Raw genomic sequence first — 22,928 nt, forward strand, 5'->3', positions numbered from 1 at the left:
CGACCGCCCCCGTCACGCCCCCGCTCGCCCGAACAACTCCCCCAGCACCAGCTCCGCGGCCCCCTCTCCCACGGCCGCCTCGCCCCGGGCCGCCACCCGTACCGGCACCCCCTCCCGTACCCCTTCGCGGACCGTCCGCGCCGCCAGCACCTCGGCGACGCCCCGCACGTACGGCTCCGGGTCCGCCGCCACCGTCCGCCCCCCGAGCAGTACCCGGTCGATGTCCAGCAGCCCCACCAGGTTCCCGGCGCCCACCCCGAGCACCCGCGCCGCCGTGGCCACCTCGCCCCGCGCCACGGCGGACAGGCACAGCGCCTCCAGGCACCCCCGGTCCCCGCACTCACAGCGCGGCCCGTCCAGCTGGATGACCTGGTGCCCGAACTCCCCCGCCCCGGTCCGCGCCCCCCGGTGCACCCGCCCGTCGATCACGAGCCCGGCGCCGAGCCCCGTACCGAGGTGCAGATAGGCGAAGGACCCGCCCTCGCCCGCGACCGCCAGCCCCACCGCCGCCGCGTTGGTGTCCTTGTCCACGATCACCGGCACCCCCAGCCGCTCCCGCAGCGCGTCCCGCAGCGGAAAACCGTCCCACCCCGGGTAACCCGTGACCCGGTGCAGCACCCCGCGCACATGGTCGAGCGGCCCGGGCAGCGCGACCCCCACCCCCAGCAGCGAGTCCGCCTCGGCGAGCGACCCGAACTCCCCGAGGCACTCCCGCACCAGCCCGGTCACCTCCGCCGCGACCGTCCCCAGCACGGCCTCCGACCCGGCCCCCAGGTCCAGCGCCCCGCGCCGCTCCCCCACCACGGCCCCGTCCAGGCGTATCAGCACCACCCGCAGCTCGTCCCGGTCGACATGGACCCCGACCGCGTGCCCGGCCTCCGGCACCAGCCGCAGCACGGTCCGCGGCTTGCCCCCGGTGGACGCCCGCCGCCCGGCCTCCGCCGCGAGTCCCGCCTCCCGCAGCCGTCCGGTGATCTTGCTGACGGCCTGCGGGGTCAGCCCGGTCCGCTCGGCCAGCTCCAGCCGGCTGATCCCCGCCGCCCCGGCCCCCCGCAGCAGACCGAGCACGAGCGCGCTGTTGTGCGACCGCACCGCGCCCACGTCCGCCCCGGTCCCGGCCCGTCCGCCCCTCGCCCTGTTCATGCTCACACGCCCCATTGTCCCCACCGCTTGCACTTTGGCAACGGCGTTGCGAAAGTGGGAGTCATGACTGCCGCCACACCCTTCCGCGTCGGCCTGATCGGTTACGGTCTCGCCGGCTCCGTCTTCCACGCCCCGTTGATCGCCGCGACCGAGGGCCTCGCCCTGGACACGGTCGTCACCTCCGACCCGGAGCGGCAGCGGCAGGTCCGCGGCGAGTTCCCTGACGTGACGCTCGCCGCGACCCCCGACGAGCTGTTCGCCCGCGCGGCCGAGCTGGACCTGGTCGTCATCGCCTCCCCGAACAAGACCCACGTCCCGCTCGCGACCGCCGCTCTGAAGGCGGGCCTGCCCGTGGTCGTGGACAAGCCGGTCGCCGGCACCGCGGCCGAGGCCCGGGCGCTCGCCGCCCTCGCCGAGGACCGCGGCCTGCTGCTGTCGGTCTTCCAGAACCGCCGCTGGGACAACGACTTCCTGACCCTGCGCGCCCTCCTCGCGGACGGCGCGCTCGGCGAGGTCCGCCGGTTCGAGTCCCGCTTCGAGCGCTGGCGCCCGAAGCCCAAGGGCGGCTGGCGCGAGTCGGGCGACCCGGCGGAGATCGGCGGCCTGCTCTACGACCTCGGCAGCCACGTCGTCGACCAGGCCCTGGTCCTGTTCGGCCCGGCCACCGAGGTGTACGCCGAGGCGGACGTCCGCCGCCCGGGCGCCGAGGCCGACGACGACACCTTCATCGCCCTCACCCACGCCTGCGGCGTCCGCTCCCACCTCTACGTGTCCGCGACGACCTCCCAGCTCGGCCCGCGCTTCCGCGTGCTGGGCTCGGAGGCGGGCTATGTGAAGTACGGCCTCGACCCCCAGGAGGGCGCCCTGCGCGAGGGCCTGCGCCCGGGCCCCAAGTGGGGCGCCGAGCCCGCGTCGCTGCACGGCCGCATCGGCGCCGGCGAGTCGCCGCTGACCGGTGGCGGCACCCCCGTACCGACCCTGCCCGGCGACTACCCGGCGTACTACGCGGCCGTCGCCGCCGCCCTCGCCGGCGCGGGGCCGAACCCGGTGACCGCCCTGGAGGCGGCCGCCGCCCTCGACGTACTGGAGGCGGCCCGCAGGTCCGCCCAGGAGAAAGTGACGGTGAGCCTCTGATGTCCCAGTCGACCACTGCCGAACTCGCGCCCGCGCCCACCATCGAGGAGCTGGAGGAACAGGAACGCCGCCTGGTGTTCCAGCGCTTCGGCTACGAGGACGCGTGGGCCCTCGGCTCCCTCCTGGTGGAGATGGCCCGCGAGCGCCGGCTGCCCATCGCCATCGACATCCACCGCGCCGGCCAGCAGCTCTTCCACGCGGCCCTGCCCGGCTCCACCCCGGACAACGACGCCTGGATCGACCGCAAGCGCCGGGTGGCCGTGCGCTACGGCGCCCCCTCCTACCTGGTCGGGTCCCGCTTCCGCGCCAAGGGCACCACGTTCGAGCACTCCTCCCGCCTCGACCCCGACGTCTACGCGGCCCACGGCGGCTCCTTCCCCATCCGGGTGGCGGACGTCGGCGTCATCGGCGCGGTGACCGTCTCCGGTCTGCCGCAGGTGGAGGACCACCGGCTGGTGGTGGCGGCGCTGGAGAAGTTCCTCGGCACGTCGGCGGGCTGAGCGGTCTCGGCCGGCCGGGGGAACCTCGGCCTCGGGGGAGAACCGCGGGAATCAGCGGCGGCGCCCTCCGGTTGGCAGTGGGCAGTGATGATCACAGCACAGCCCCACCACCCGGAGGGATCGCCCGTATGAGTGACACCACAGGCCCGCTGAAGCAGCGCATCGGCCGGTACGGCGTCTGGGACGTCGCGCTGCGCGCGGAGGAGCCCGACCGTCGCGCCGAACAGGACGAGGCCGCCGCCGAGCTGGAGGAACTCGGCTACGGCGCCATCTGGCTGGGCGGCAACAGCACCGCCGCGAACGCCGCCCCGCTCATCGGGGCGACCGGCCGGATCACCGTCGGCACCAGCATCCAGAGCGTCTGGCAGCGGGAGGCCGCCGAGACCGCCGCCGACTTCGCCGAGCTGGAGTCGGCCCACCCCGGCCGCTTCGTGCTGGGCCTCGGGGTGAGCCACGGCCCCATGGTGCAGGGCTACCAGCGGCCGTACGCCGCGATGGTCGGCTACCTGGACGAGCTGGACAAGGCGGGCCTGCCCGCCGACCGGCGGGTGCTGGCCGCCCTCGGCCCCAAGATGCTGAAGCTGTCCGGTGACCGGGCGGCCGGTGCCATCCCCTACCTCGTCACCCCCGAGCACACCGCCAAGGCCCGCGAGATCCTCGGTGAACGGCCGCTGCTGGCGCCGGAGTTGAAGGTCGTCCTGGAAGCGGACCCGGCCCGCGCCCGCGAGATCGCCCGCGCCTACCTCTCGCGCTACCTCAAGCTCCCCAACTACACCAACAACTTCCTGCGCCTGGGCTTCACCGAGGCCGACGTGGCCGACGGCGGCAGCGACCAGCTCATCGACGCGGTCTTCGCCTGGGGCGACGACGCCCGCGTCCGCGAGCGCGTCGACGCCTTCCACGAGGCGGGCGCCGACCACGTGGCCCTCCAGGTGGTCACCGAGAACACCGGCAGCGCCCTGCCGAGGGAGGAATGGCGCCGCCTCGCCGCGCTGCTGGGCTGACGCCGGACCCACGGGGAACCGCGCACCGCGGTTCCCCGGACTCCGGGCCGACGACGGAGGGCTACGCGTCCTTCAGCACCTGCCGCTGCCGGCCGAGCCCCTCGACCTCCAGCTCGACCACGTCCCCGGCCCTCAGGTACGGCTTCGGCTCGGGCCGCCCCATCGCCACCCCGGCGGGCGTCCCGGTGTTGATCACATCGCCGGGGTACAGCGTCATGAACCGGCTCACGTACCGCACCACCTCCCCCACCGGGAAGATCTGCTCCGCCGTCGTACCGTCCTGCTTCAGCTCCCCGTTGACCCACAGCCTCAGCGCCAGCCGCTGCGGGTCCGGCACCTCGTCGGCCGTCACCAGCCACGGGCCCAGCGGGTTGAACGTCTCGCAGTTCTTGCCCTTGTCCCAGGTCCCGCCGCGCTCCATCTGGAACTCCCGCTCGGAGACGTCGTGCGCGACGGCGTACCCGGCGACATGCGCGAGCCCTTCCTCGGCCGACTCCAGATGACGGGCCGTGCGCCCGATGACGACCGCCAGCTCCACCTCCCAGTCGGTCTTGGCGGAGCCGCGCGGCACGAGCACGGTGTCGTCCGGACCGACGACGGTGTCCGGCGCCTTGAGGAAGACGACCGGCTCCGCGGGCGGCTCGGCACCGGTCTCCCGGGCGTGGTCGTGGTAGTTGAGCCCGATGCACACGATCTTGCCGATGCGGCCGAGCGGGGGCCCGATCCGCAGCCCCGGGTCCAGCGCGGGCAGCTCACCGGAGCCGGCCGCCGCCCGTACCCGGGCCAGCGCGGCCTCGTCGGCGAGGAGTGCGCCGTCGATGTCGTCCACGAGTGCGGACAGGTCACGCAGGGTCCCGCCGGCGTCGAGCAGCGCCGGGCGTTCCGCCCCCGCCGTACCGACTCGCAGCAGCTTCATGGTCACCATCTCCTTCGATCGCGGAGGCGCCCGACCGACGGGTGCAGCCATCGGAGGACTGGATGATCCTCCAAGCCCCCCGCCCGGCCCGCAAGACCCTGTTCAGGGAGTGGACCGTGACCGAGCGCCGCCCGCGGGCGCCGCTACCGGTACAGCGCGGCCCGCTCCACCGCGCTCCAGGTCGTACTGGTGACGACGTACAGCGCGGCGGCGAGCGGTACGACGGCCACGGTGACCAGGGTGAGGAAGGACAGGAACGGCATCACCTTGCCGACCGCGCCGAGCCCCGGCACCGCCTCGCCGCCGGCGGCGGCCATGACCGGGTTCTGCGCCATCTGCCGCCTGGTGCGCAGGTAGGTGAAGGTGGCGACCACGGCGACCAGCGCGAACAGCCCGAGGTAGACCAACCCGGCCCCGCCGAACAGCCCGTCCCCGGCGAGCGCGTCGGCCCACCGGCCGCCGAGCGGCGCCGCGAACAGCCGGTGGGCGAGCAGCTCGCCGCCCGCGCCGCCGGCGCCGGAGAACAGGTGGTAGAGCAGGAAGAAGGCGGGGAGCTGGAGCAGGCCCGGCAGGATGCCGGACAGCGGCGAGACCTTTTCCTCGGTGTGCAGCTCCAGCACCGCCTGCCGCAGCCGCTCGGGGTCCTTGGCGTGCCGCCGGCGCAGCTCGGCGATCCTCGGCTGGAGCGCGGCCCGGGCCCGCTGGCCGCGGGCGGCGGCGCGGGAGAGGGGGTGGACGAGCAGGCGTACGAGCGCGGTGAACAGGACGATCGCGGCGGCGGTCGCGGAGGCGTGGCAGAGCGGTGCGAGCAGGTCGGCGAGCCGCTCGACCAGGTGCGCGAACACGGAGAAGACGGACATGGGTGAGCCCTCCGGGGGTCTCGTCGTGCCGGAATGCGAAGTGAGGGTTCGGCAGGACGACCCGCGCGGGGTCACGGAGGGACGGTGGTGCGTGCCCGGTGTGCCCTACGCGGCGGTCGCCGGCAGGGTCCGTCCGGGCGCCCTGGGCCGGCGGCGGCCGGGGGCGTCGGGGTCGCGCTGGGGCAGGAAGGCGGTGCGCCGGGCCCGGTCGCGTATCGCGGTGCGCACCCGGGTGGGCGGCACGGCGGGCACGGAGCGGGCGGCCAGGTGGGTGCACAGCGCGAGGGCGGAGCCGGCGGCGGCGGTCGCGGCGAGGGCGACGGCGGTGGTGAGGCCGCCGGTGTCGAGGAGCGCGAGGGAGAGCAGCAGGAACAGGGGGGCCAGCAGGAACGCGACGGCACGGCTGCGCTCGCGGCTCATCGCTTCCCCCTCCTCCGACCGGCGTCTCTCCCCGGCCGATTATGCCCGATCGCCACTCACGCCTGTTCGGTCTCCAGCGGCTCCAGCAGCCGCTTCGGCTTCAGCAGGGCGCGGCTGACCGGGTCCGCCGGGTCGGGATCGAGTCCGGGGCCCGGCTCCATGACAACGTCCGCGACCGGCACGATGGTTCCGCACAGGGCGCATTCGCCGTACGGCCCGATCTCGGTGCCGCACGCGGCGTGCCGGAAGTAGCGCAGCCGGGCCCCGTCGAACTGCTCGCGGCCCCAGTTGCCCAGCGAGCGCAGGGTGGGCCACAGGGCGATGCCGCGCTCGGTGACGACGTACTCGTCCCGGGGCGGCGACTGCTGGTAGCGGCGCTTTTCGAGGATGCCCTCGGCGGTCAGCGTCTGCAGCCGGGCGGCCAGGACGGCGCGCGGGATGCCGAGGTGGACCAGGAAGTCGTTGTAGCGCCGCACGCCGTAGAGCGCGTCCCGGACGACGAGCAGCGTCCAGCGCTCGCCGACGACTTCGAGCGCGCGGGCGATCGAGCACTCCTGTGTCGCGTAGTCCTTGCCCAGTGCCATGCCCCCCACTGTAAGCGACTTTCCGTCCGATGGTTCAGTCATTGAACCTAACGTGTTACGGTGACCGGGACAGCAAGGTTCAATGAACGAACTGATGCCCTTCGGTCCGGCAGCGCGGGCCGGGGCGGGACAGGACTTGCCATGACCGGGCTCGATTCCACCGCCGTACGGCAGGCGCGTACGGCGCGTGCGGGGGGAGGTGCGCAGCACGGCCCGGACACCCCCGTCCGCCCCCGCGCCACCCTCGCCCTCACCAGCGCGGCGACCGCCGTGACCCTGATGAACTACACCGCCCCGATGGTCACGCTGCCGCAGACGGCGGCCGCCCTGCACACCTCGCTCTCCGCCCAAGCCTGGCTCCTGAACGGCACCCCGCTCGGCCTCGCCGCCCTGCTCCTGGTGGCCGGCAGCCTCGCCGACGACTACGGCCGCCGCCGGATCTTCCTCAGCGGCACCCTGGCCCTGGGCCTGACCACCGCCCTCGGCGCACTGTCCACGTCCACCTGGCAGTTCACCCTGGCCCGCATCGCCCAGGGCGCCGCGAGCGCGGCCCTGCTGGCCAGCGGCCTCGGCCTGATCGTGCACGCCTTCCCGAGCCCGCGCGGCCGGCTGCACGCGACCGGCGTCTGGGGCGCCTTCGTCAGCGGCGGCATCGCGGCGGGCCCCCTGGTCGCCGCGTCACTGCCCGACTGGCGCGTCGGCTACGGCGCCCTCGGCGCCCTCGCCCTGCTCCTGGCCGCGCTCGGCACCCGCACCCTCACCGAGTCCCGCGCGCCCCGCGGCGGCCGCCCCGACATCCTCGGCGCACTCACCTTCGGCACCGCCCTGACCGCCCTGGTCGCGGCCCTCACCCTGGGCCGCGACGGCTGGCTGCGGGCCCCGGTGGGCCTGCTGCTCGCGGCGGCGGTGCTGCTGGTCGGCGCGTTCGTCGCGGTGGAACGCCGCTCCGCGACCCCGATGATCGACCTCGGTCTGCTGCGCCGCCCCCGCTTCCTGTCCTCCTCCGCGGGCGGCCTGTTCACCGGCCTCGCCGTGATCGCCCCCTTCAGCTACCTGCCCGCCGTGGTGCAGCAGGCCATGCACCTGTCCCCGCTGGCCACGGCCGGCCTGCTGCTGCTCTGGTCCGGGCTGAGCTTCGCCGTCGCCCTCCAGGTCAAGCGACTGCCCGGCCGGATACCGCCGCGCGCGCAACTGGCCCTGGGCTTCGCCCTGCACATGGTCGCCGTCCTGACGATGCTCGGGGCCGTCGGCGCGGGCTCCTGGACCCGGCTGCTGCCCGGTCTCGCCATCGGCGGCGTGGGCAGCGGCCTGCTCAACGGCGCCCTGCCGCTGCTCGCCGTCGACTCCGTCCCGCGCGAACGCGCCGCCATGGGCTCCGGCGCCCAGCAGACCCTGCGCTACATCGGCTCCAGCGCCGGCGTCGCCCTCACCATCGCCCTCGCCACCTCGGACGGCGACCTCGCCCACGGCACGGACATCGCCCTGGTGGTGTCGGCGGGGCTGGCGCTGGCGGGGGCGGTGGGGGTGATGGTGGCGCGGGAGCGCGACGGGCAGCGGGCCTGACTAGTGCTGATCGGACGGGTCGGTGACGCGGCCGGTCGGCGTGCGGCCGCCGATGCCGGTCCAGGGCCCGCCCGCCCGTGTGGTGGGCAACGGAAGGGCGTCCTGGTAGCCGTTGACCGGCCGGGGCACCTTCGTGACCGTACGGGCGTCCAGCACGACCTGTGCCGAGCCGGTGCCCAGGGTGCCCGCGGGGTGCCAGCTCCCGGTGACCGACACCCAGGTGTCGGCGGCGAGCACGGGCCCGCCGTAGATCCGCACCTTCACCGACTGGGCGTCCGCGGCACAGCAGTTGATGATGATGCGGGTCAGGTCCCAGCCGTCCTTCCCGTGCGGCGTGACGATCCCGGTCATCGAGACGGTGCGCCCCTTGATGGCCCGCGAACGGTCCTGCCGTACCCGGCGGGTGAAGTCGGACAGGGTCATCGGCAGCGGCGAGGTGGCGGGCAGCGGGGCGAACGTGCGCTGCCCGCTGACGGGTTCGGCCGGCTGCCGGGAGGCGGTGTAGGCGCCGAGGGCGGGCGGCGCGTAGCAGAGCAGGCTAAGCACAGGCAGCAGCAACAGCCAGGCGACGCGCGGCATACCGGAGTGGTCGTGCCCGTGCCCGTGCTCGTGTCCGTGCTCCTCGGAGTCCCGCCGCCGCCCCTTCCGGTCGAGGACGGCGCCGGCGACCCCCAGCAGGACCAGCACCACGCCCGACGCGATGAGCAGGGGCCGCATGCTCTCCTTGACGTAACGCAGGCACAGGTCGGAGACGAGGGAGATGCGCAGCAGCCCGAGCCCGCACAGCACGAGCAGTCCCGCCTGGAACGACCGTTTCACAGGAGTGCGCCTCCGATCAGCGCGCTGCACACGACGGCGACCACGAGGGTGGCGGCGCAGAACCGCACGGCGAAGGCCCGCCCGAAGGTGCCCGCCTGCAAGGCGATCAGCTTCAGGTCGACCATGGGACCCACCACCATGAACGCCAGCCGCGCGACCGGCGGGAACCCGGTGAGCGAGGCGGCGAGGAAGGCGTCCGCCTCCGAGCAGACGGCGAGCAGCACGGCGAGGGCGGCCAGGAAGAGCACGGACAGCCAGGGCGTCCCGGCGAACGTGTCGAGCACGGAGCGCGGGACGGCGACGTTGAAGGTGGCCGCCGCCATCGCGCCGAGCACGAGGAACCCGCCGGCGTGCAGGAAGTCGTGCTGGAAGCCGAGCCGGAACTCGTTCCAGCGGCTGTGGCCCGCCTGGTGCCCGGTGTGCCGTACGGCCGGCCGCAGCCACTCGCTCCGCCCGAACCGCAGCCACAGCCAGCCCATGACGACGGCGGTGGCGAGCGAGGCCAGCAGCCGGGCCAGCACCATGGCCGGGTCGCCGGGGAAAGCGATCGCGGTGGCGGTGAGCACGACGGGGTTGACGGCCGGCGCGGACAGCAGGAACGCGAACGCCGCGGCCGGGGTGACCCCGCGCCCGATGAGGCTGCTGGCGACGGGCACCGAGGCGCACTCGCAGCCCGGCAGCACGACCCCCGCCACCCCGGCCACCGGCACGGCGAGCACCGGCCGCCGCGGCAGCATCCGCCGGAACACCCGCTCGGGCACGAAGGCGTTGATCGCCCCGGACAGGGCCGTGCCCAGCAGCAGGAACGGCAACGCCTGCACGGTGACCGCCAGACACACGGTCCGCCACGCCTGCACCGCCGGGGCGTCGCCCCACCGCCCGACGAGGAAGAGCAGGGTCCCGGGCACGACGGCGGCGCCGACGAGCAGCAACGGCCAGAACCGGGGCGGCGCGCTCGCGGCCGTCGCCTCCGCCGCCGTCCCCTCCCGCCCCGCCGGACCGTCCTGATCGGCGTGGACCAGCTCCCCCGTCAACCGCATCCCGACCCCACGTCCAGATGTCCACACGGACGGGTGTCCACGTGGATGTCGCTGTCGGCACCGAAGATAGCGACCGCACCTGTGCACGGGTGCCGCGCACCCCGGTACCGCCCGCGGGTGCCTGCCCCCACCGCGCCTCACGTTTGTCGGCGCCCGGCAGTACGGTGTCCCCCATGCGCCCCGACACGCCTGCCGAGAACGTCGACCACACCGCCGAAGCGGCACGCCTGGAGCGGACCGCCGGCCTGTACCCGGAGGACGCCGAGGCCCTGCTCCTGCGGGCGGCGGCCCACCTGGAGCTGTCCGGCGACCGCCCCGCGGCCACCACCCTCTACGACCGCCTGCTGTCCACCCCCGGCATCCTGGAGAACCCGTCCCTGGTGCGGGCCCTGAAGGCGGCCAACCTCTGGGAGTACGGCCATGAGGCGGAGGCCAGGGCGATCATCGAGGGCATCCGCGCCACGGCCCCGCGCGACCCCGGCCCGTGGCTGATCGTCGCGGAGTCCCTGGAGTCCCACGACGAGCTGGAGGCGGCGGAGGACACCTTCACGGAGGCGGCGCGGCTCCTGCTGCCCGACACCCCGGAGACCCCGCTCCCCCTGCACCCCCTCCTCTACGGCCGCCACCGCGTCCGCCGCATGCGGGGCCTGCCGCACGACGACTGGGACACCCTGGCCGACACCCTGCACACCGGCCCGGTCACCCTGGACGAACTGCACGACCCGAAACGCGTCTGGTCCCTGGGCTCCGACAACCCCGCCGAGCTCCAGGCCGAGATCTCCCGCCTCCGCGCCGAACTGGGCACCTACCGCGAGGCCCTCTCCCGCCCCTTCCCGGTCGCCGTCCTGCACTGGCCGGCCCCGGAACTGGCGGAACTCCTCTCGGCCTACCCCGCCCTCGCCACGGAGTACCCCTCCCACGAGGCCCACCTCGCGACCATAGAGTCCTCCCTGCGCGAACTCTCCTCCTCCGGCACGGCCAACCTCGGCATCGTCACCGGCACCGTCCCCTCCTACGAAGCCTTCGCCGCCTCCGAGGCCACCTCCCCGGACGACCCGACCCTGCTCCCCCAATACGCCACGACCCTGGCCTCCAGGGGCCGCGCGGTGGCTTGGCCGCCGGGGGTGGGGGTGGGGTGTTGGTGCGGGTCGGAGGAGGCGTATGAGGGGTGTCACGGCGTTTAGCCCCCTCGCACACCGTTCAACGCCCGCGCACGGCCCCTGCTGTCAGTAGCTGCTGTTACAACTGATCCATGCCGGCACGCCAGGTCGTGCCCGCGCATCACGAGGGATTGGGGGAGCAGCCGTGGCAGAGCCGATCGCGGGCGTCTACGAGAAGCTGATCACGCAGGATGTGCGCGATGAGTTGGCTCGCTTTGAGGCGGCCGGTTGGACAGCCATTGACGCCGAAGTCAGTGCCGAGTCGGCGCCCCATGTCCTGGCTCGCTACATCGGTGATGCGGTCGGGCAGAAGTTGGCCCAGCTTCCGCCCGAGGAACGCGTCAAAACGGCGAATCGCGTCCTTGAGGCGCTGGCGGCTACCAGCCCCACTGATGTGAGCACCACGGACACGGATGCGGCGAGCACGATTGTCGATGGCCCGCGGCAACTGCTCACTTTGGCTAGGCAGGAGGCGCCAGGTGTATACACACTGCGCCCCTTGACCCCGCTGTCCGAAACCTCGCTCATCACCAACTCCCCAGAAGATGTGAGTCTCGGCGCCGAGCTCAGGGCGGAGCTTGCTACGGCAGACCGCATCGACCTGCTCTGCGCGTTCGTGAAGTGGTACGGCATTCGCGTTCTGGAAGACTCACTACACGCGGCGCGGGAGCGTGGCGTACCGATCCGAGTGATCACGACCACGTACATCGGTGCCACCGACCGCCATGCACTCGACCGTCTGGTTCGCGACTTCGGCGCCACGGTCAAGGTCAACTATGAGATCCGCTCCACCCGGCTGCACGCTAAGGCCTGGTTGTTCAGGCGCAACACCAGCTTTGATACGGCGTACGTCGGCAGCTCCAACCTCTCGAAGGCAGCCCTTCTCGACGGCTTGGAGTGGAATGTGCGGCTGTCGTCCGTGGCGACACCTGCGGTCCTCGACAAGTTTGAGGCGACGTTCGATGCGTACTGGAGCGATCCAGCCTTCGAGACGTACGATCCTGACATCCACGGCACTCGCCTCGATCAGGCATTGGCCCAGGCCAGCGGAGCCACCTCGGGCACGGACGTGAAGATCAGCCTTTCCGGCCTAGAAGTGCGCCCCTATCCCCACCAGCAAGACATGCTGGAACGGCTCACAGTCGAGCGGGAGTTTCGCAACCGGCATCGCAACCTCCTCGTCGCGGCGACCGGCACCGGGAAAACGGTCATGGCCGCACTGGACTACCGCAACCTGTGCCGCAAGCACGATGGTGCTGGCCGACCGACGCTGCTGTTCGTAGCCCACCGCAAGGAGATCCTCAAGCAGTCGCTTCGTACCTACCGAGAGGTGCTGGACGATGCGTCGTTTGGTGAGCTACTGCACGCAGGGCAGGACCCGCAGGAGTGGAACCACGTCTTCGCCAGCGTCCAGTCCCTCAATGTTCGGCGCCTGGAACAACTGGCTCCCCGTCACTTCGACATCATCGTCATCGACGAGTTCCACCACGCCACCGCTACCACCTACCAGCGGGTGATCGACCACTTCACGCCGAGGGAACTGCTGGGCCTGACAGCCACCCCGGAGCGCATGGATGGGCTCAATGTGCAAGATGAGTTCTTCGAGGGGCGCATCGCCGCCGAGATGCGGCTCTGGGAAGCCCTGGAAAACGACCTGCTCTGCCCCTTCCACTACTTCGGCATCCCCGACGGCACCGATCTGACAAATCTCGGTTGGCAGCGGGGCTCCTACACCGACCAGGACCTGGACAACCTCTACACGGGCAACGACGCGCGCGCTCGGATCGTGCTGAAGCAGATCCGAGACAAGGTCTCCCGCCCGGGCGCCATGCGGGCGCTGGGTTTCTGCGTGACCAAGGCGCACGCCCACTTTATGGCTGACTTCTTCCGGAAGGCCGGCCTCAACGCGGTGGCGCTCGACAGTGACTCACCCTCCAGCGTGCGGGCCCAGGCACTGGCTGACCTGCGGGACGGCAAGATCCAAGTCATCTTCTCCGTCGACCTGTTCAACGAGGGCCTTGATATCCCTGACGTCGACACCTTGCTGCTGCTGCGCCCCACCAACAGCGCCACCGTCTTCCTCCAGCAGCTGGGTCGAGGGCTGAGGCGAACCGAGACGAAACCCGTGCTCACGGTCCTCGATTTCATCGGACAGCACCGAGCCGAGTTCCGCTTCGAGGAGCAGTTCCGCGCACTGACCAACCTGTCCCGCAACCGCCTCCTGGAACACATCCAGCGCGACTTCCCTCAGCTGCCGTCCGGGTGCCAAATCATCCTCGAAGGCAAGTCGAAGGACATTGTCATCGAGAACATCCGGACCCAGCTGGGCGCCACAGTGAAGACGTTGGTGAAGGAGGTCAAGACCTATGGCACTCCACGCCTGGCCGACTACCTCCAAGAGAGCCGTCGAGAGATCAAGGAGCTCTACAAGAGCGACAACTCGTGGACGACGGTGCTGCGCCGCGCCGGCCTCATCGACGAACCGGCCTCCGCTGCGGAGGCTGCGCTCCTCAAGCGGATCCACGCCTTCCTTCACGTAGACGACCCGGAGCGTGCGGCTGCCTACCTCCGGCTGCTGCAAGACGACGCACCTGCGTACGAGGACCTGAGTCCGACGGACCAGACGTACGCCCGCATGCTGTTCTTCAACCTGTGGGATAACGCGGGCGGCTTCACCACCTACCAGGAGGGATTGGAGTCTCTTCGTCCCCAGCGAGCCTTCCGGGACGAGCTCCGACAGGTGATTTCCCATGTCATGGATCAGGCCGACCACATCCCCCTCCCGCTGACTGGGCGCCTCAACGAGGTGCCGCTGCGGGTGCACAGCGCCTACAACCGCTCGGAGATCCTGGCCGCACTTGGCGTCGCCCGCTTCGATGGGCAAATGCCACGATCCTTCGCGCAAGGGGTGCAATGGGTCGAGGAGCTGCAAACAGACGCCCTGCTCATCACGCTGGAAAAGAACGAGAAGGACTTCTCACCCACCATCCGCTACAAGGACTACGCCCTGAGCCAAGAGCTCTTCCACTGGGAGTCCCAGAACGCGACAGCCGCCAACTCGCCCACCGGCCTGCGCTACCAACACCACAGAGAACGCGGCAGCCACGTCCTCCTCTTCATGCGGCGCTACAAGAACACCGACATCGGCAAACCTCAACCATGGATACTCCTCGGCCCCGCAACGTACGAACACCACACCGGCAGCAAGCCCATGTCCATCACCTGGCGCCTCCAGCATGACCTCCCAGCCGATGTGTGGACCTACGCGGCAATCACTGCCGCTAGTTGAACAACTCCGGTGTCAGTGCGATCAGTTAACGTCAGTGCATGGGCATAGCTTCGATCGCACCTGGGCTTCTGACTACCCGAGCAGAGATGGACCAGCTGTTCGGCGGAGGGCACCAGGGAGGGATCCTCCCGTCTAAAACCACCCCAAATATCCTCATCTACGTAGACCATGACAGTGGTAAGCAGTACGGCTACGAGGATGGTTGGCTGGCAGAGGACGACGAGCTCGGGCCGATCTTCGAGTACACGGGTCAAGGCACCAGCGGAGACCAAACGTTTCTGGGGACGAAGGGGTCTCGCAACGCCGCCGTCCTGTACCACGCAGAGGCCGGAAGGGCCCTGCACGTCTTTGTGGCAGAGGGCAAGGTTCCCGGCTCAAGCTCCAGCGCCAAGCAGCAGCGGTACATCGGCGAGTTCGCCTTGGACCCCACCCTGCCTTACACCGTACGCGAGGCGCACGGAAAGGGTCAGAAACAGCGCCGCATCATCGTCTTCCGCCTGCGACCCAAGGGGGCGTTTGAGCGTCTATCCAAGGACGCCGTTACCCGCGCAGAAACGACGACTGCACATAGGGTCTTGGCGAGCGTCGCAGAGCCCAAGATGCAGGAACCCAAGCGGGTCGCCGCCAAGAAAAAACTGGTATCGGAAAGCCGACGCGCGGCTCAGCCCAGCGTCATTGCCGAGCACCGTCAATCGGAGCTTCGAGACGCATACCTAAAGAAACTCACTGCGCAAGGGCACGAGGTATGCGCCCTACAAATAAAGATCGCCAACACCACGACCACGCTCACGACCGATCTCTACGACGCCACCGCACACGAGCTCTATTCGGTGCGGGGGGAGAGCTCCCGCGAGGAGGTGCGTGCGGCGGTAGGTCAGCTCAAAGACTACGTACGCCACCTAAGGCCGCACCCTCCCAAGTTGGTGACGCTGCTTCCAGAGAAGCCACAGGATGACTTGACGAACCTTCTTCACACAGAAGAGATCGATCTAGTTTTCCGAGACGGTAGCGCTTACACGCGCTGCACAGCGAAGTAGGCGGTGGTTATGGCGACCTCACCGGAACATGAATACCTTTCGAATGCCGCGCTCCGCATCATGGAGAGTGCATCGAACTCTGGCCTCTTTGGTTACACCGAAGGCCAACGCAAGCTTTTTGATTTCTCCTGCGACCTCAAGAAGGATTGGTCAAAGGTAGTCGTAGGGCAGACACTATGGAAGCACGATGGCGACGGCATCGACAAAGACGTTAGGACACTCCTTAACGAGCGGGATGTCGCAGCCGCTGTTTATATAGCGCGCCACAAAAGCCGTCTTCGGTCACGCTTCGCCGAGGTGACACAGTCTTATCTCGACACGCCCATGCGAGATCGACTGTCCCGCTTGCGCGTCTTCTGGGTCCCGGCGGATTTCAGCACCACCGATGAAGAAGTCGTAGCATCGACCTATAGAGCCTTGCAGGAGGAGATCACGCGTGACCTCCTCCTGCAAGTTACCCTCGGCGGGCTGACGCCGCGGGATGTCATCCGATTCGCATCCTCCAGGCGCCCCGGCCTCCCGATCGCCATCCTTTCGCACATAAAGGCGAACGGTCATCGCAGCCACAAAAGCACGGCAACGGCGCTAGGCCAAACCTCTGGCCCCGTAGGGTACGAAACCGACCGTCTCTTCATGACAGGTTTCCTGGAAAGCGAAAGTCTGCAGGGTGGCGTATACAGAATCACCGCGAGCGGCCTGGCGATGCTCGACATCTGCTCACGCCTGCGCGATTACCTCAACGGCAACCTCGGCGAGGAAAACAAAAATGCGCACCTCGAGTATATATGCAGCTTGTTGGGCATCGACTATCCGTCAATACCCATCGACACTCCTCTCATAGGAGAGGACGTCGTACACCAACTACAAAACCCCACCTTCCTTCTTCTGCAGCATGTAGCCCAAGCTGATTCAGAAGGCTCTGTCGATTGGCCTGCTCCGTACTTCGCCTTGCCGTCGAATTAGCCTGCCCGGCACACGGCCGGGCAGGTCATCACAGGGCTGCGGAGGAGCTGGCCGTCGTCACCAGCTCCGCCCTCCCGAACAGCAGCGCGTACCCCGGCGGGAGTTGGGCCAGGATGCGGGTGGTCAGGGAGGTGCCGATGGTCTGGGCGAGGGTGCTCAGGACCGAGCTGACGTCCCAGCGGGCCGTGGCCGGGGTCGCGCCCTCGATGCGGGTGGCTATCGACTCCACGAACTCGCGTGCCGTCAGCGGGTGGGTCGCCGGGATCTGGGCGGCGATCACCCGGCCGGCCTCGCGGGGCAGGGCCTGGGCCAGGGCGACGCGTTCGTCGCCGGTCACATGGCCACCGAGGGCCGACAGGACGATGCGGGTGACGCGCTCGGCCTCCGCCCGTGTCGTGTACTGACCCACCTCGCGGACGGACTCGGTCAGTTCCTGCCAGCGGGCCGAGTCGGTGGTTCCCCGCTTCGTCGCCGTCTCGGTGGTTCCCCGATTCGGCACCGTCTCGGCCAGTCCCGGCTTCGGCGCCGTCCCGGTGGTTCCCCGCTTCGGCGCCGTCGCGGTGGTTCCCCGCTTCGTCACCGCCTCGGCGGTTCCCCGATTCGGCGCCGTCTCAACAGTTCCCGGCTTCGTCGCCGCCTCTGCGGTTCTCGGCTTCGTCAGCGTCGTGGTCGCCGTCGTCGTCATCGTCATGGCTCCTTTCCGGGGCACGTCGGGCGGTGCCGGGGGTCCGGTAGATCCAGTGGTTCGGTACCCCGCCGGGGCGCCGGCCGACCGGGACGGGTGGGCAGTACCCGGGGCCGAACGGCAGGGGGCGGGCGGGGCCCGGGGGCCCGCCCACCGGCCGGGGCGGTGAGCGGGGCCGTCTCCGGGTGCCTCACCGGAACCGGCCCCGCTCACCGCCCCGTGGGCGTGCGTCAGCCGCTGATCTGCTTGCGGGAGTCCGATCCGCCGGTGATCTGGATGCGGCGGGGCTTGGCCTGTTCGGCCACCGGGATGCGCAGGGTCAGCACGCCGGACTCGTACGAGGCGTCGATGCGGTCCGTGTCGAGCGTGTCGCCGAGGAAGAGCTGGCGGGTGAAGCTGCCCGTGGGCCGCTCGGCCACCAGCACCTCCGCGCCCTCAGGGGCGGGGCTGCGGCGCTCGGCGCGGACGTTGAGGACGTTGCGTTCGACGTCCAGCTCGATCGTCTCGGGGTCGATGCCCGGCAGGTCGAAATGGACCAGGAAGTCGTCGCCTGCCCGGTAGGCGTCCATCGGCATCGCGGACGGGCGGGCGGTGTTGCCGAGGACCTGCTGCGCGAGTCGGTCGAATTCGCGGAACGGGTCGGTGCGCATGAGCATCACAGGTCACTCCTCTCTTCAGGCGCTGGGGTGCGATGCCCTACGGCTTCTTATATAGCTCGGAGCCGGAAAGTTGACAAGCCTCGACTCAGCTTCCGTATCTGCCCAGGCCGGCGCGTTAGCCTCGGGGGCGAGATGAGGGGTATCTCCCCCTACGACTTTCGGAGGCACTCATGGCCAAGGTTCCCAGCGCTGTCGTCGCCGCGAGCGGGCTCGTCGGCGGGTACGGGGTGGCCCGCTGGACCAAGAAGCGTCAGCTCGGCGGGGCCGTGCTGGCCGTCGCCGGTGCCGCCGCGGCCCAGCAGTGGCGCAAGCAGGCCGGCGGCAAGGCCGCGGGCGCGCTGACCGCCGCCTACGTCGCCGCGTTCGCCGGTTCCCACCCGCTGGCCAAGAAGGTCGGCGCCTGGCCCTCGGTCTTCGGTGTCGCGGGCGCCGTCGCCCTCGCCTCCTGGGCCGTCGCCGACCGCAGGGCCTAGAATCCGGCCACGCCACCGTGCCGGTCGCGGCCGCCGGCGAGCGGCTGCGACCGGCGCGTGCGCGTCAGGACCGGTCCGCCGCGCCCTCCGGCCCCCTCGGCGCGGCCGGCCGCTCGCGGCCCCACGCGGCCAGCGGCCGGAGCGCGTCGTTGAGGCGCCTGCCGTCCTCGGTCAGCGAGTACTCCACGCGGGGCGGCACCTCGTCGTAGGAGACGCGGTGCACGACACCGTCCGCTTCCAGCTCCCGCAGGTGGGAGGCGAGCACCTTCTCGGTGATCCCCGGCAGCAGCCGGCGCAGCTCACCGAAGCGACGGCAGGGGTGCTCGTGGAGCGCCCAGAGGATCAGCACCTTCCACTTGCCGCCGATCACCTCCATCGCGGTGTCGATCCCGCAGACGTGTCCGTCCGGGGCGCCCGGCCGGTTCAGTGTCGTCATGCCCCACCCTTTCGACGTGCTCGCTCACCCCGGGGTAAGCACCCACTCCGAAGTGCGTACTTGATCACCTCCGGCCCCGTGACCAGCCTCATCGGCATGACACGAAACGCCGTTGGGAAAACCCCCGTCACGCTGCTCGGCCTCGGTGCGATGGGCACCGCCCTGGCGCGCGCCTGGCTCGCCGCCGGGCACCCGCTCACCGTCTGGAACCGCACCCCGGCCCGCGCCGCGGCACTCGCCGCCGAGGGCGCACGGGTCGCGGACACCGCCGCCGAGGCGGTCGCCGCGAACACCCTCACCGTCGTCTGCCTGCTGGACGATACCTCGGTCGACGAGGCGCTGGCCGGCGCCGGCCTCGTCGGCCGGGACCTGGTCAACCTGACCACCAGCACCCCCGCCCAGGCCCGCGCCCGCGCCGAGTGGGCCCGCGAGCGCGGCGCCCGCTACCTGGACGGCGGGATCATGGCCGTCCCTCCGATGATCGGCGTCCCGGACACCGGCGGCTACGTCTTCTACAGCGGCTCGCGGGAACTGTTCGAGCGGCACCGGGCGACCCTCGGCGTGCCGGCCGGCACCACCTACGTCGGCGCGGACGCGGGCCACGCGGCCCTGCACGACGTGGCCCTGCTCAGTGCCATGTACGGGATGTTCGCCGGGGCCGCGCACGCCTTCGCCCTGATCCGCGAGGAGGACATCGACCCCGCGGCGCTCGCCCCGCTGCTCGCCGACTGGCTCACCGCGATGGCCCCGGCCGTCCACCAGACCGCCGGCCATCTGCGCAGCGGCGACTACACCGAGGGCGTCGTCTCCAACCTCGCCATGCAGGTGGCCGGCACGCCGACCTTCCTGCGCACCGCCGAGGAGCAGGGCGTCAGCCCGGAACTGCTCGGCCCCTACTTCGAGCTGATGCGCCGCCGCCTGGCCGAGGGCAGCGGCGAGGAGGGCCTGACGGGCGTGATCGACCTGCTCGTGGGCTGACCGGCCGCACCGTCACGGCACCCCCTCGCCGCGAGCGCCTCACGGCCTGCTCGCCGCCGGCGGTGGTGGTGCCGAGGGGCCCTGGGAGCGGCCGCCGGAGGGCCGGGTGCCGTCGCCCACCGCCGTCAGCGGGCGCGCGACGTCCTCCAGGGAGCGGCGTTCCGCCCGTACCGCCAGGGCCGCCGCCACCAGCCCCGCCGCGCACATCAGGGACGCGCCGATGCAGAACGCCAGCACCGTGTCGCCGACCCGGCCGGTGCTGGTGAGGTCGGCGAAGAGCAGGGGGCCGCTGATGCCGCCGGCCGCGGTGCCCAGGGCGTAGAAGAAGGCGATCGACATCGCCCTGGTCTCCATCGGGAAGATCTCCGACACCGTCAGATACGCGCTGGACGCGCCCGCCGAGGCGAAGAACAGGACCGCGCACCAGCACGCCGTCAGCGTCGCCGCGTCGAGCACGCCCCGGTCGAACAGCCAGGCCGTGCCGAACAGCAGCAGGCCCGACAGCAGATAGGTGGAGGAGATCATCACCCGGCGGCCGACCGTGTCGAAGAGCTTGCCGAGCAGCAGCGGACCGCAGAAGTTGCCCACCGCGATCACCGCGAAGTAGTAGCCGGTACGGTCGCTCGGCACACCGAAGAACTTGGTCAGGATGGCGCCGAAGCCGAAGGTGATCGCGTTGTACAGGAACGCCTGGCCGATGAAGAGCGAGAAGCCGAGCACGGCCCGCCTGCGGTAGCGGCCGAAGACCGTACGGGCGATCTCCGCGAACGTGACGCTCTTGCGCTGGTGGATCTCCAGACACGCGTCGGTCGCGGGCAGCCGGGTGCCCTTCTCCGCCTCCACCTGCCGCTCGATGCCGGAGACGATCTCCTCCGCCTCCCGGTCGCGGCCGTGGATCAGCAGCCAGCGCGGACTCTCCGGCACGTGCCGCCGTACCAGGAGGATCACCAGCGCCAGTACGGCGCCCAGCGCGAAGGTCAGGCGCCAGCCGACGTTCATCGGCAGCAGGCCGGTGTTCAGCGCGACGATGGACAGCAGCGAGCCGCCCACCGCGCCCAGCCAGAAGCTGCCGTTGATGACCAGGTCGACCCGGCCGCGGTAGTTCGCCGGGATCAGCTCGTCGATCGCCGAGTTGATCGCCGCGTACTCACCGCCGATACCGAAACCGGTCAGGAACCGGAACAGGAAGAACCACCAGGCCTCCCACGAGACCGCGGTCAGCGCCGTCGCCACCAGATACACCGCAAGCGTGATCATGAACAGCTTCTTGCGGCCGAACCGGTCGGTCAGCCGGCCCCAGAACAGGGCGCCCACACAGGCACCCGCCACGTACAGCGCGGCGGCCACACCCGTGATCTGACCGGACGTGATCGACAGACCGCTGCCCGGTTCGGCCAGACGGCTGGCGATGTTGCCGACGACCGTGACCTCCAGGCCGTCGAGGATCCACACCGTGCCCAGTCCGATGACGATCGTCCAGTGCCAGCGGGACCAGGGAAGGCGGTCCAGGCGCGCGGGAATGTCCGTGGTGATGGTCCGGCCGCCGCCGTCGGCCCGGCCGGCTGCCCCGGCGCCCGTCCGGTCGGCTCTGCCGGTCAGGTCGCCCCCGCCGGTCCCACCGGTCCCGCCGGTCCCGCCGCCGGAGCGGGCGTCGTCCGCCCGCCCGCCGCCACCGCCGCGCCCGTCCTCCCGAGCCCGTCGTCCCGCACCACCGGCCCCGGCCGCCCCGGCCCCCGGCGCCCCCATCTCGGCTCCTGTCATCGGCTCCCTCCTCGTCGAAGGACGCCCCTCCTGCGCGGAGAGGCGACAGCTCGACGGGTGCCCCTGTCCTGCCGATTCAGGCGGCCGAGGCGGCGAACAGGCCCCGGACCGGCCGCCGTACGCCACCCGGCGTCATCCGGCCGTCAGCCGCCCACCGCCCGCGACACCGTGAAGATCAGCAGTCCCGCCAGTGATCCCACCACCGTGCCATTGATCCGGATGAACTGCAGATCGCGGCCGATGTGCGCCTCGATCTTCCGGGTGGTGTGCTCCGCGTCCCAGCCCGCCACGGTGTCCGTGATGAGCGAGGTGATCTCCTTGCGGTAGGTGGACACCACGTGCACCGCCGCCCCCTCCACCCAGCTGTCCACCTTCTCCTGCACCTTCGGCTCGTGCGCCATCCGCTCGCCCAGCGACAGCAGCGCCGCCCGCAACCGCATCCGCAGCTCGCTGCGCTCGTCCTCCGCCGCCGCCACGATCATCGACCGCACGGCCGTCCACGCGGACGCGATCAGATCCTGCACCTCGCCACGGCCCAGCACCTCGCCCTTGAGCCGCTCCACCCGCGCCCGGGTCTCGGTGTCCGACTGGAGATCGGAGGCGAAATCCGTGAGGAAACGGTCCAGCGCGCCACGCGCCGGATGCGACGGCATGTCCCGCATCTCCGCACAGAAACGCAGCAACTCCTTGTAGACCCGCTCCCCGACCTTGCGGTCCACGAACCGCGGGGTCCAGCCGGGCGCCCCGCCCTGCACCGCCCCCATCACGTTGTCGCCGTGCAGCACCAGCCAGTCGTGCGCACGCGAGACCACCAGGTCCACCGCCCGCTTGTGACCACCGTCCGCGACGACCTTCTCCAGCAGCTTGCCCAGCCCCGGCGCGATCTCCCGGGCACCCGCCCGCCGGGTGATCGCCTCCCCCACCACCGCCTGCACATCGGAGTCCCGCAACACCGTGAGCGCGCCCCGCAACGCCGTCGCCAGCTCCGCCGTCACCCGGTCCGCGTGCTCCGGCTCGGCCAGCCAGGCACCCAGCCGGCTGCCGATGCCCACCGCCCGCAGCCGCTGCCGCACCACGTCCCGGGACAGGAAGTTCTCCCCCACGAACTCGCCCAGCGAGACACCCAGCTGGTCCTTCTTCGTCGGGATGATCGCCGTGTGCGGGATCGGCAGACCGAGGGGGTGCCGGAACAGCGCCGTGACCGCGAACCAGTCCGCCAGCGCACCCACCATGCCCGCCTCCGCCGCCGCGGAGACGTAGTCCGCCCACGCGCCCGCACCCGCGCCCTGGGCCACCTTGGCCAGCACGTAGACCACGGCCACCAGCAACAGCAGGCCCGTCGCGGTCGCCTTCATGCGCCGCACCCCGCGCCGGCGCTCCTCGTCGGCCGGAGTGAAGGCCGTCATCGTCCGGTACGACGCGGCCGGCCCGGCCGTTTCCGTCTCGGTAGGTTCCATCAGCTCCACCCGCTCGGTGATACCGCACACAATTGTCCCTTGCCGAC

Annotated in this window: 22 protein-coding genes; 10 read left to right on the plus strand and 12 right to left on the minus strand. The window is 71.1% G+C overall.

Annotated features, from left to right (window positions below):
* Positions 1 to 12: 12 nt before the first annotated feature.
* A complete protein-coding gene (locus BLW85_RS15940) occupies positions 13 to 1,158 on the minus strand; it encodes an ROK family transcriptional regulator (protein ID WP_070027342.1) in 1,146 nt (381 codons plus the stop codon).
* Positions 1,159 to 1,206: 48 nt separating this feature from the next.
* Here BLW85_RS15940 and BLW85_RS15945 point away from each other — a divergent pair, with 48 nt between their 5' ends.
* From BLW85_RS15945 to BLW85_RS15955, 3 genes are all read left to right on the plus strand, one after another.
* On the plus strand, positions 1,207 to 2,277 hold the full coding sequence (locus tag BLW85_RS15945) for a Gfo/Idh/MocA family protein (protein ID WP_074992402.1): 1,071 nt from the start codon (positions 1,207 to 1,209) through the stop codon (positions 2,275 to 2,277).
* The gene (locus BLW85_RS15950; RefSeq protein WP_070027340.1) at positions 2,277 to 2,777 is read left to right on the plus strand and encodes a heme-degrading domain-containing protein; all 501 of its coding nucleotides are present in this window, start codon (positions 2,277 to 2,279) and stop codon (positions 2,775 to 2,777) included. The genes BLW85_RS15945 and BLW85_RS15950 overlap by 1 nt, the downstream gene beginning before the upstream one ends.
* Before the next feature lie 128 nt (positions 2,778 to 2,905).
* Positions 2,906 to 3,781 carry an LLM class F420-dependent oxidoreductase gene (locus BLW85_RS15955; protein ID WP_074992403.1) on the plus strand — a complete coding sequence of 292 codons (876 nt, stop codon included), beginning with the start codon at positions 2,906 to 2,908 and terminating at the stop codon, positions 3,779 to 3,781.
* A 61-nt stretch (positions 3,782 to 3,842) separates the two neighbouring features.
* On the opposite strand, the gene BLW85_RS15960 is transcribed toward BLW85_RS15955, so the two are convergent.
* From BLW85_RS15960 to BLW85_RS15975, 4 genes are all read right to left on the minus strand, one after another.
* A complete protein-coding gene (locus tag BLW85_RS15960) occupies positions 3,843 to 4,697 on the minus strand; it encodes a fumarylacetoacetate hydrolase family protein (protein ID WP_074996090.1) in 855 nt (284 codons plus the stop codon).
* 143 nt (positions 4,698 to 4,840) lie between these two features.
* Positions 4,841 to 5,557, minus strand: coding sequence for a YidC/Oxa1 family membrane protein insertase (locus BLW85_RS15965; protein ID WP_074992404.1), 717 nt, complete (start codon positions 5,555 to 5,557; stop codon positions 4,841 to 4,843).
* Between the two features lie 105 nt (positions 5,558 to 5,662).
* A complete protein-coding gene (locus tag BLW85_RS15970) occupies positions 5,663 to 5,977 on the minus strand; it encodes a DUF6412 domain-containing protein (protein WP_070027337.1) in 315 nt (104 codons plus the stop codon).
* 56 nt (positions 5,978 to 6,033) lie between these two features.
* The gene (locus tag BLW85_RS15975; RefSeq protein ID WP_177330012.1) at positions 6,034 to 6,561 is read right to left on the minus strand and encodes a winged helix-turn-helix transcriptional regulator; all 528 of its coding nucleotides are present in this window, start codon (positions 6,559 to 6,561) and stop codon (positions 6,034 to 6,036) included.
* Positions 6,562 to 6,702: 141 nt separating this feature from the next.
* On the opposite strand from BLW85_RS15975, the gene BLW85_RS15980 reads away from it, so the two are divergent.
* On the plus strand, positions 6,703 to 8,124 hold the full coding sequence (locus BLW85_RS15980) for an MFS transporter (RefSeq protein WP_074992405.1): 1,422 nt from the start codon (positions 6,703 to 6,705) through the stop codon (positions 8,122 to 8,124).
* Here the strand turns inward: BLW85_RS15980 and BLW85_RS15985 are convergent, their stop codons facing one another.
* Together BLW85_RS15985 and BLW85_RS15990 are read right to left on the minus strand one after the other, a co-directional pair.
* Complete coding sequence (locus BLW85_RS15985) at positions 8,125 to 8,943, minus strand: TIGR03943 family putative permease subunit (RefSeq protein ID WP_074992406.1); 819 nt, start codon at positions 8,941 to 8,943, stop codon at positions 8,125 to 8,127. It lies immediately after the preceding gene.
* Complete coding sequence (locus BLW85_RS15990) at positions 8,940 to 9,983, minus strand: permease (RefSeq protein ID WP_074992407.1); 1,044 nt, start codon at positions 9,981 to 9,983, stop codon at positions 8,940 to 8,942. Before BLW85_RS15990 ends, BLW85_RS15985 begins: the two co-directional genes overlap by 4 nt.
* A gap of 173 nt (positions 9,984 to 10,156) precedes the next feature.
* On the opposite strand from BLW85_RS15990, the gene BLW85_RS15995 reads away from it, so the two are divergent.
* The 4 genes from BLW85_RS15995 to BLW85_RS38840 all read left to right on the plus strand — a co-directional run bounded on the left by BLW85_RS15995 (position 10,157) and on the right by BLW85_RS38840 (position 16,432).
* On the plus strand, positions 10,157 to 11,167 hold the full coding sequence (locus BLW85_RS15995) for a hypothetical protein (protein WP_074992408.1): 1,011 nt from the start codon (positions 10,157 to 10,159) through the stop codon (positions 11,165 to 11,167).
* A gap of 121 nt (positions 11,168 to 11,288) precedes the next feature.
* A complete protein-coding gene (locus tag BLW85_RS16000) occupies positions 11,289 to 14,432 on the plus strand; it encodes a DEAD/DEAH box helicase (protein ID WP_244174866.1) in 3,144 nt (1,047 codons plus the stop codon).
* A gap of 86 nt (positions 14,433 to 14,518) precedes the next feature.
* The gene (locus BLW85_RS16005) at positions 14,519 to 15,469 is read left to right on the plus strand and encodes an SRA domain-containing endonuclease (RefSeq protein ID WP_079172345.1); all 951 of its coding nucleotides are present in this window, start codon (positions 14,519 to 14,521) and stop codon (positions 15,467 to 15,469) included.
* A gap of 9 nt (positions 15,470 to 15,478) precedes the next feature.
* A complete protein-coding gene (locus BLW85_RS38840; protein WP_143060446.1) occupies positions 15,479 to 16,432 on the plus strand; it encodes a hypothetical protein in 954 nt (317 codons plus the stop codon).
* Positions 16,433 to 16,460: 28 nt separating this feature from the next.
* Here BLW85_RS38840 and BLW85_RS16010 read toward each other — a convergent pair whose 3' ends face one another.
* Positions 16,461 to 16,931, minus strand: coding sequence for a DUF2267 domain-containing protein (locus BLW85_RS16010; protein WP_244175030.1), 471 nt, complete (start codon positions 16,929 to 16,931; stop codon positions 16,461 to 16,463).
* Between the two features lie 416 nt (positions 16,932 to 17,347).
* Positions 17,348 to 17,773 carry an Hsp20/alpha crystallin family protein gene (locus tag BLW85_RS16015; protein ID WP_208624846.1) on the minus strand — a complete coding sequence of 142 codons (426 nt, stop codon included), beginning with the start codon at positions 17,771 to 17,773 and terminating at the stop codon, positions 17,348 to 17,350.
* A 173-nt stretch (positions 17,774 to 17,946) separates the two neighbouring features.
* On the opposite strand from BLW85_RS16015, the gene BLW85_RS16020 reads away from it, so the two are divergent.
* The gene (locus BLW85_RS16020) at positions 17,947 to 18,249 is read left to right on the plus strand and encodes a hypothetical protein (protein WP_070027324.1); all 303 of its coding nucleotides are present in this window, start codon (positions 17,947 to 17,949) and stop codon (positions 18,247 to 18,249) included.
* Positions 18,250 to 18,313: 64 nt separating this feature from the next.
* Here the strand turns inward: BLW85_RS16020 and BLW85_RS16025 are convergent, their stop codons facing one another.
* On the minus strand, positions 18,314 to 18,685 hold the full coding sequence (locus tag BLW85_RS16025) for a winged helix-turn-helix transcriptional regulator (protein ID WP_074992413.1): 372 nt from the start codon (positions 18,683 to 18,685) through the stop codon (positions 18,314 to 18,316).
* 96 nt (positions 18,686 to 18,781) lie between these two features.
* Between BLW85_RS16025 and BLW85_RS16030 the strand changes: the two genes are divergently transcribed.
* Complete coding sequence (locus tag BLW85_RS16030) at positions 18,782 to 19,663, plus strand: NAD(P)-dependent oxidoreductase (protein WP_074996091.1); 882 nt, start codon at positions 18,782 to 18,784, stop codon at positions 19,661 to 19,663.
* Between the two features lie 39 nt (positions 19,664 to 19,702).
* Here BLW85_RS16030 and BLW85_RS16035 read toward each other — a convergent pair whose 3' ends face one another.
* Both BLW85_RS16035 and BLW85_RS16040 read right to left on the minus strand, forming a co-directional pair.
* Positions 19,703 to 21,424, minus strand: coding sequence for an MFS transporter (locus BLW85_RS16035; RefSeq protein WP_244174867.1), 1,722 nt, complete (start codon positions 21,422 to 21,424; stop codon positions 19,703 to 19,705).
* 143 nt (positions 21,425 to 21,567) lie between these two features.
* Positions 21,568 to 22,881, minus strand: a complete 1,314-nt coding sequence (locus tag BLW85_RS16040; protein ID WP_107409309.1) for a DUF445 domain-containing protein — start codon at positions 22,879 to 22,881, stop codon at positions 21,568 to 21,570.
* Positions 22,882 to 22,928 lie beyond the last annotated feature (47 nt).

Origin of the sequence: Streptomyces misionensis (assembly GCF_900104815.1) — a bacterium.
GTDB classification, from domain to species: Bacteria; Actinomycetota; Actinomycetes; order Streptomycetales; family Streptomycetaceae; genus Streptomyces; species Streptomyces misionensis.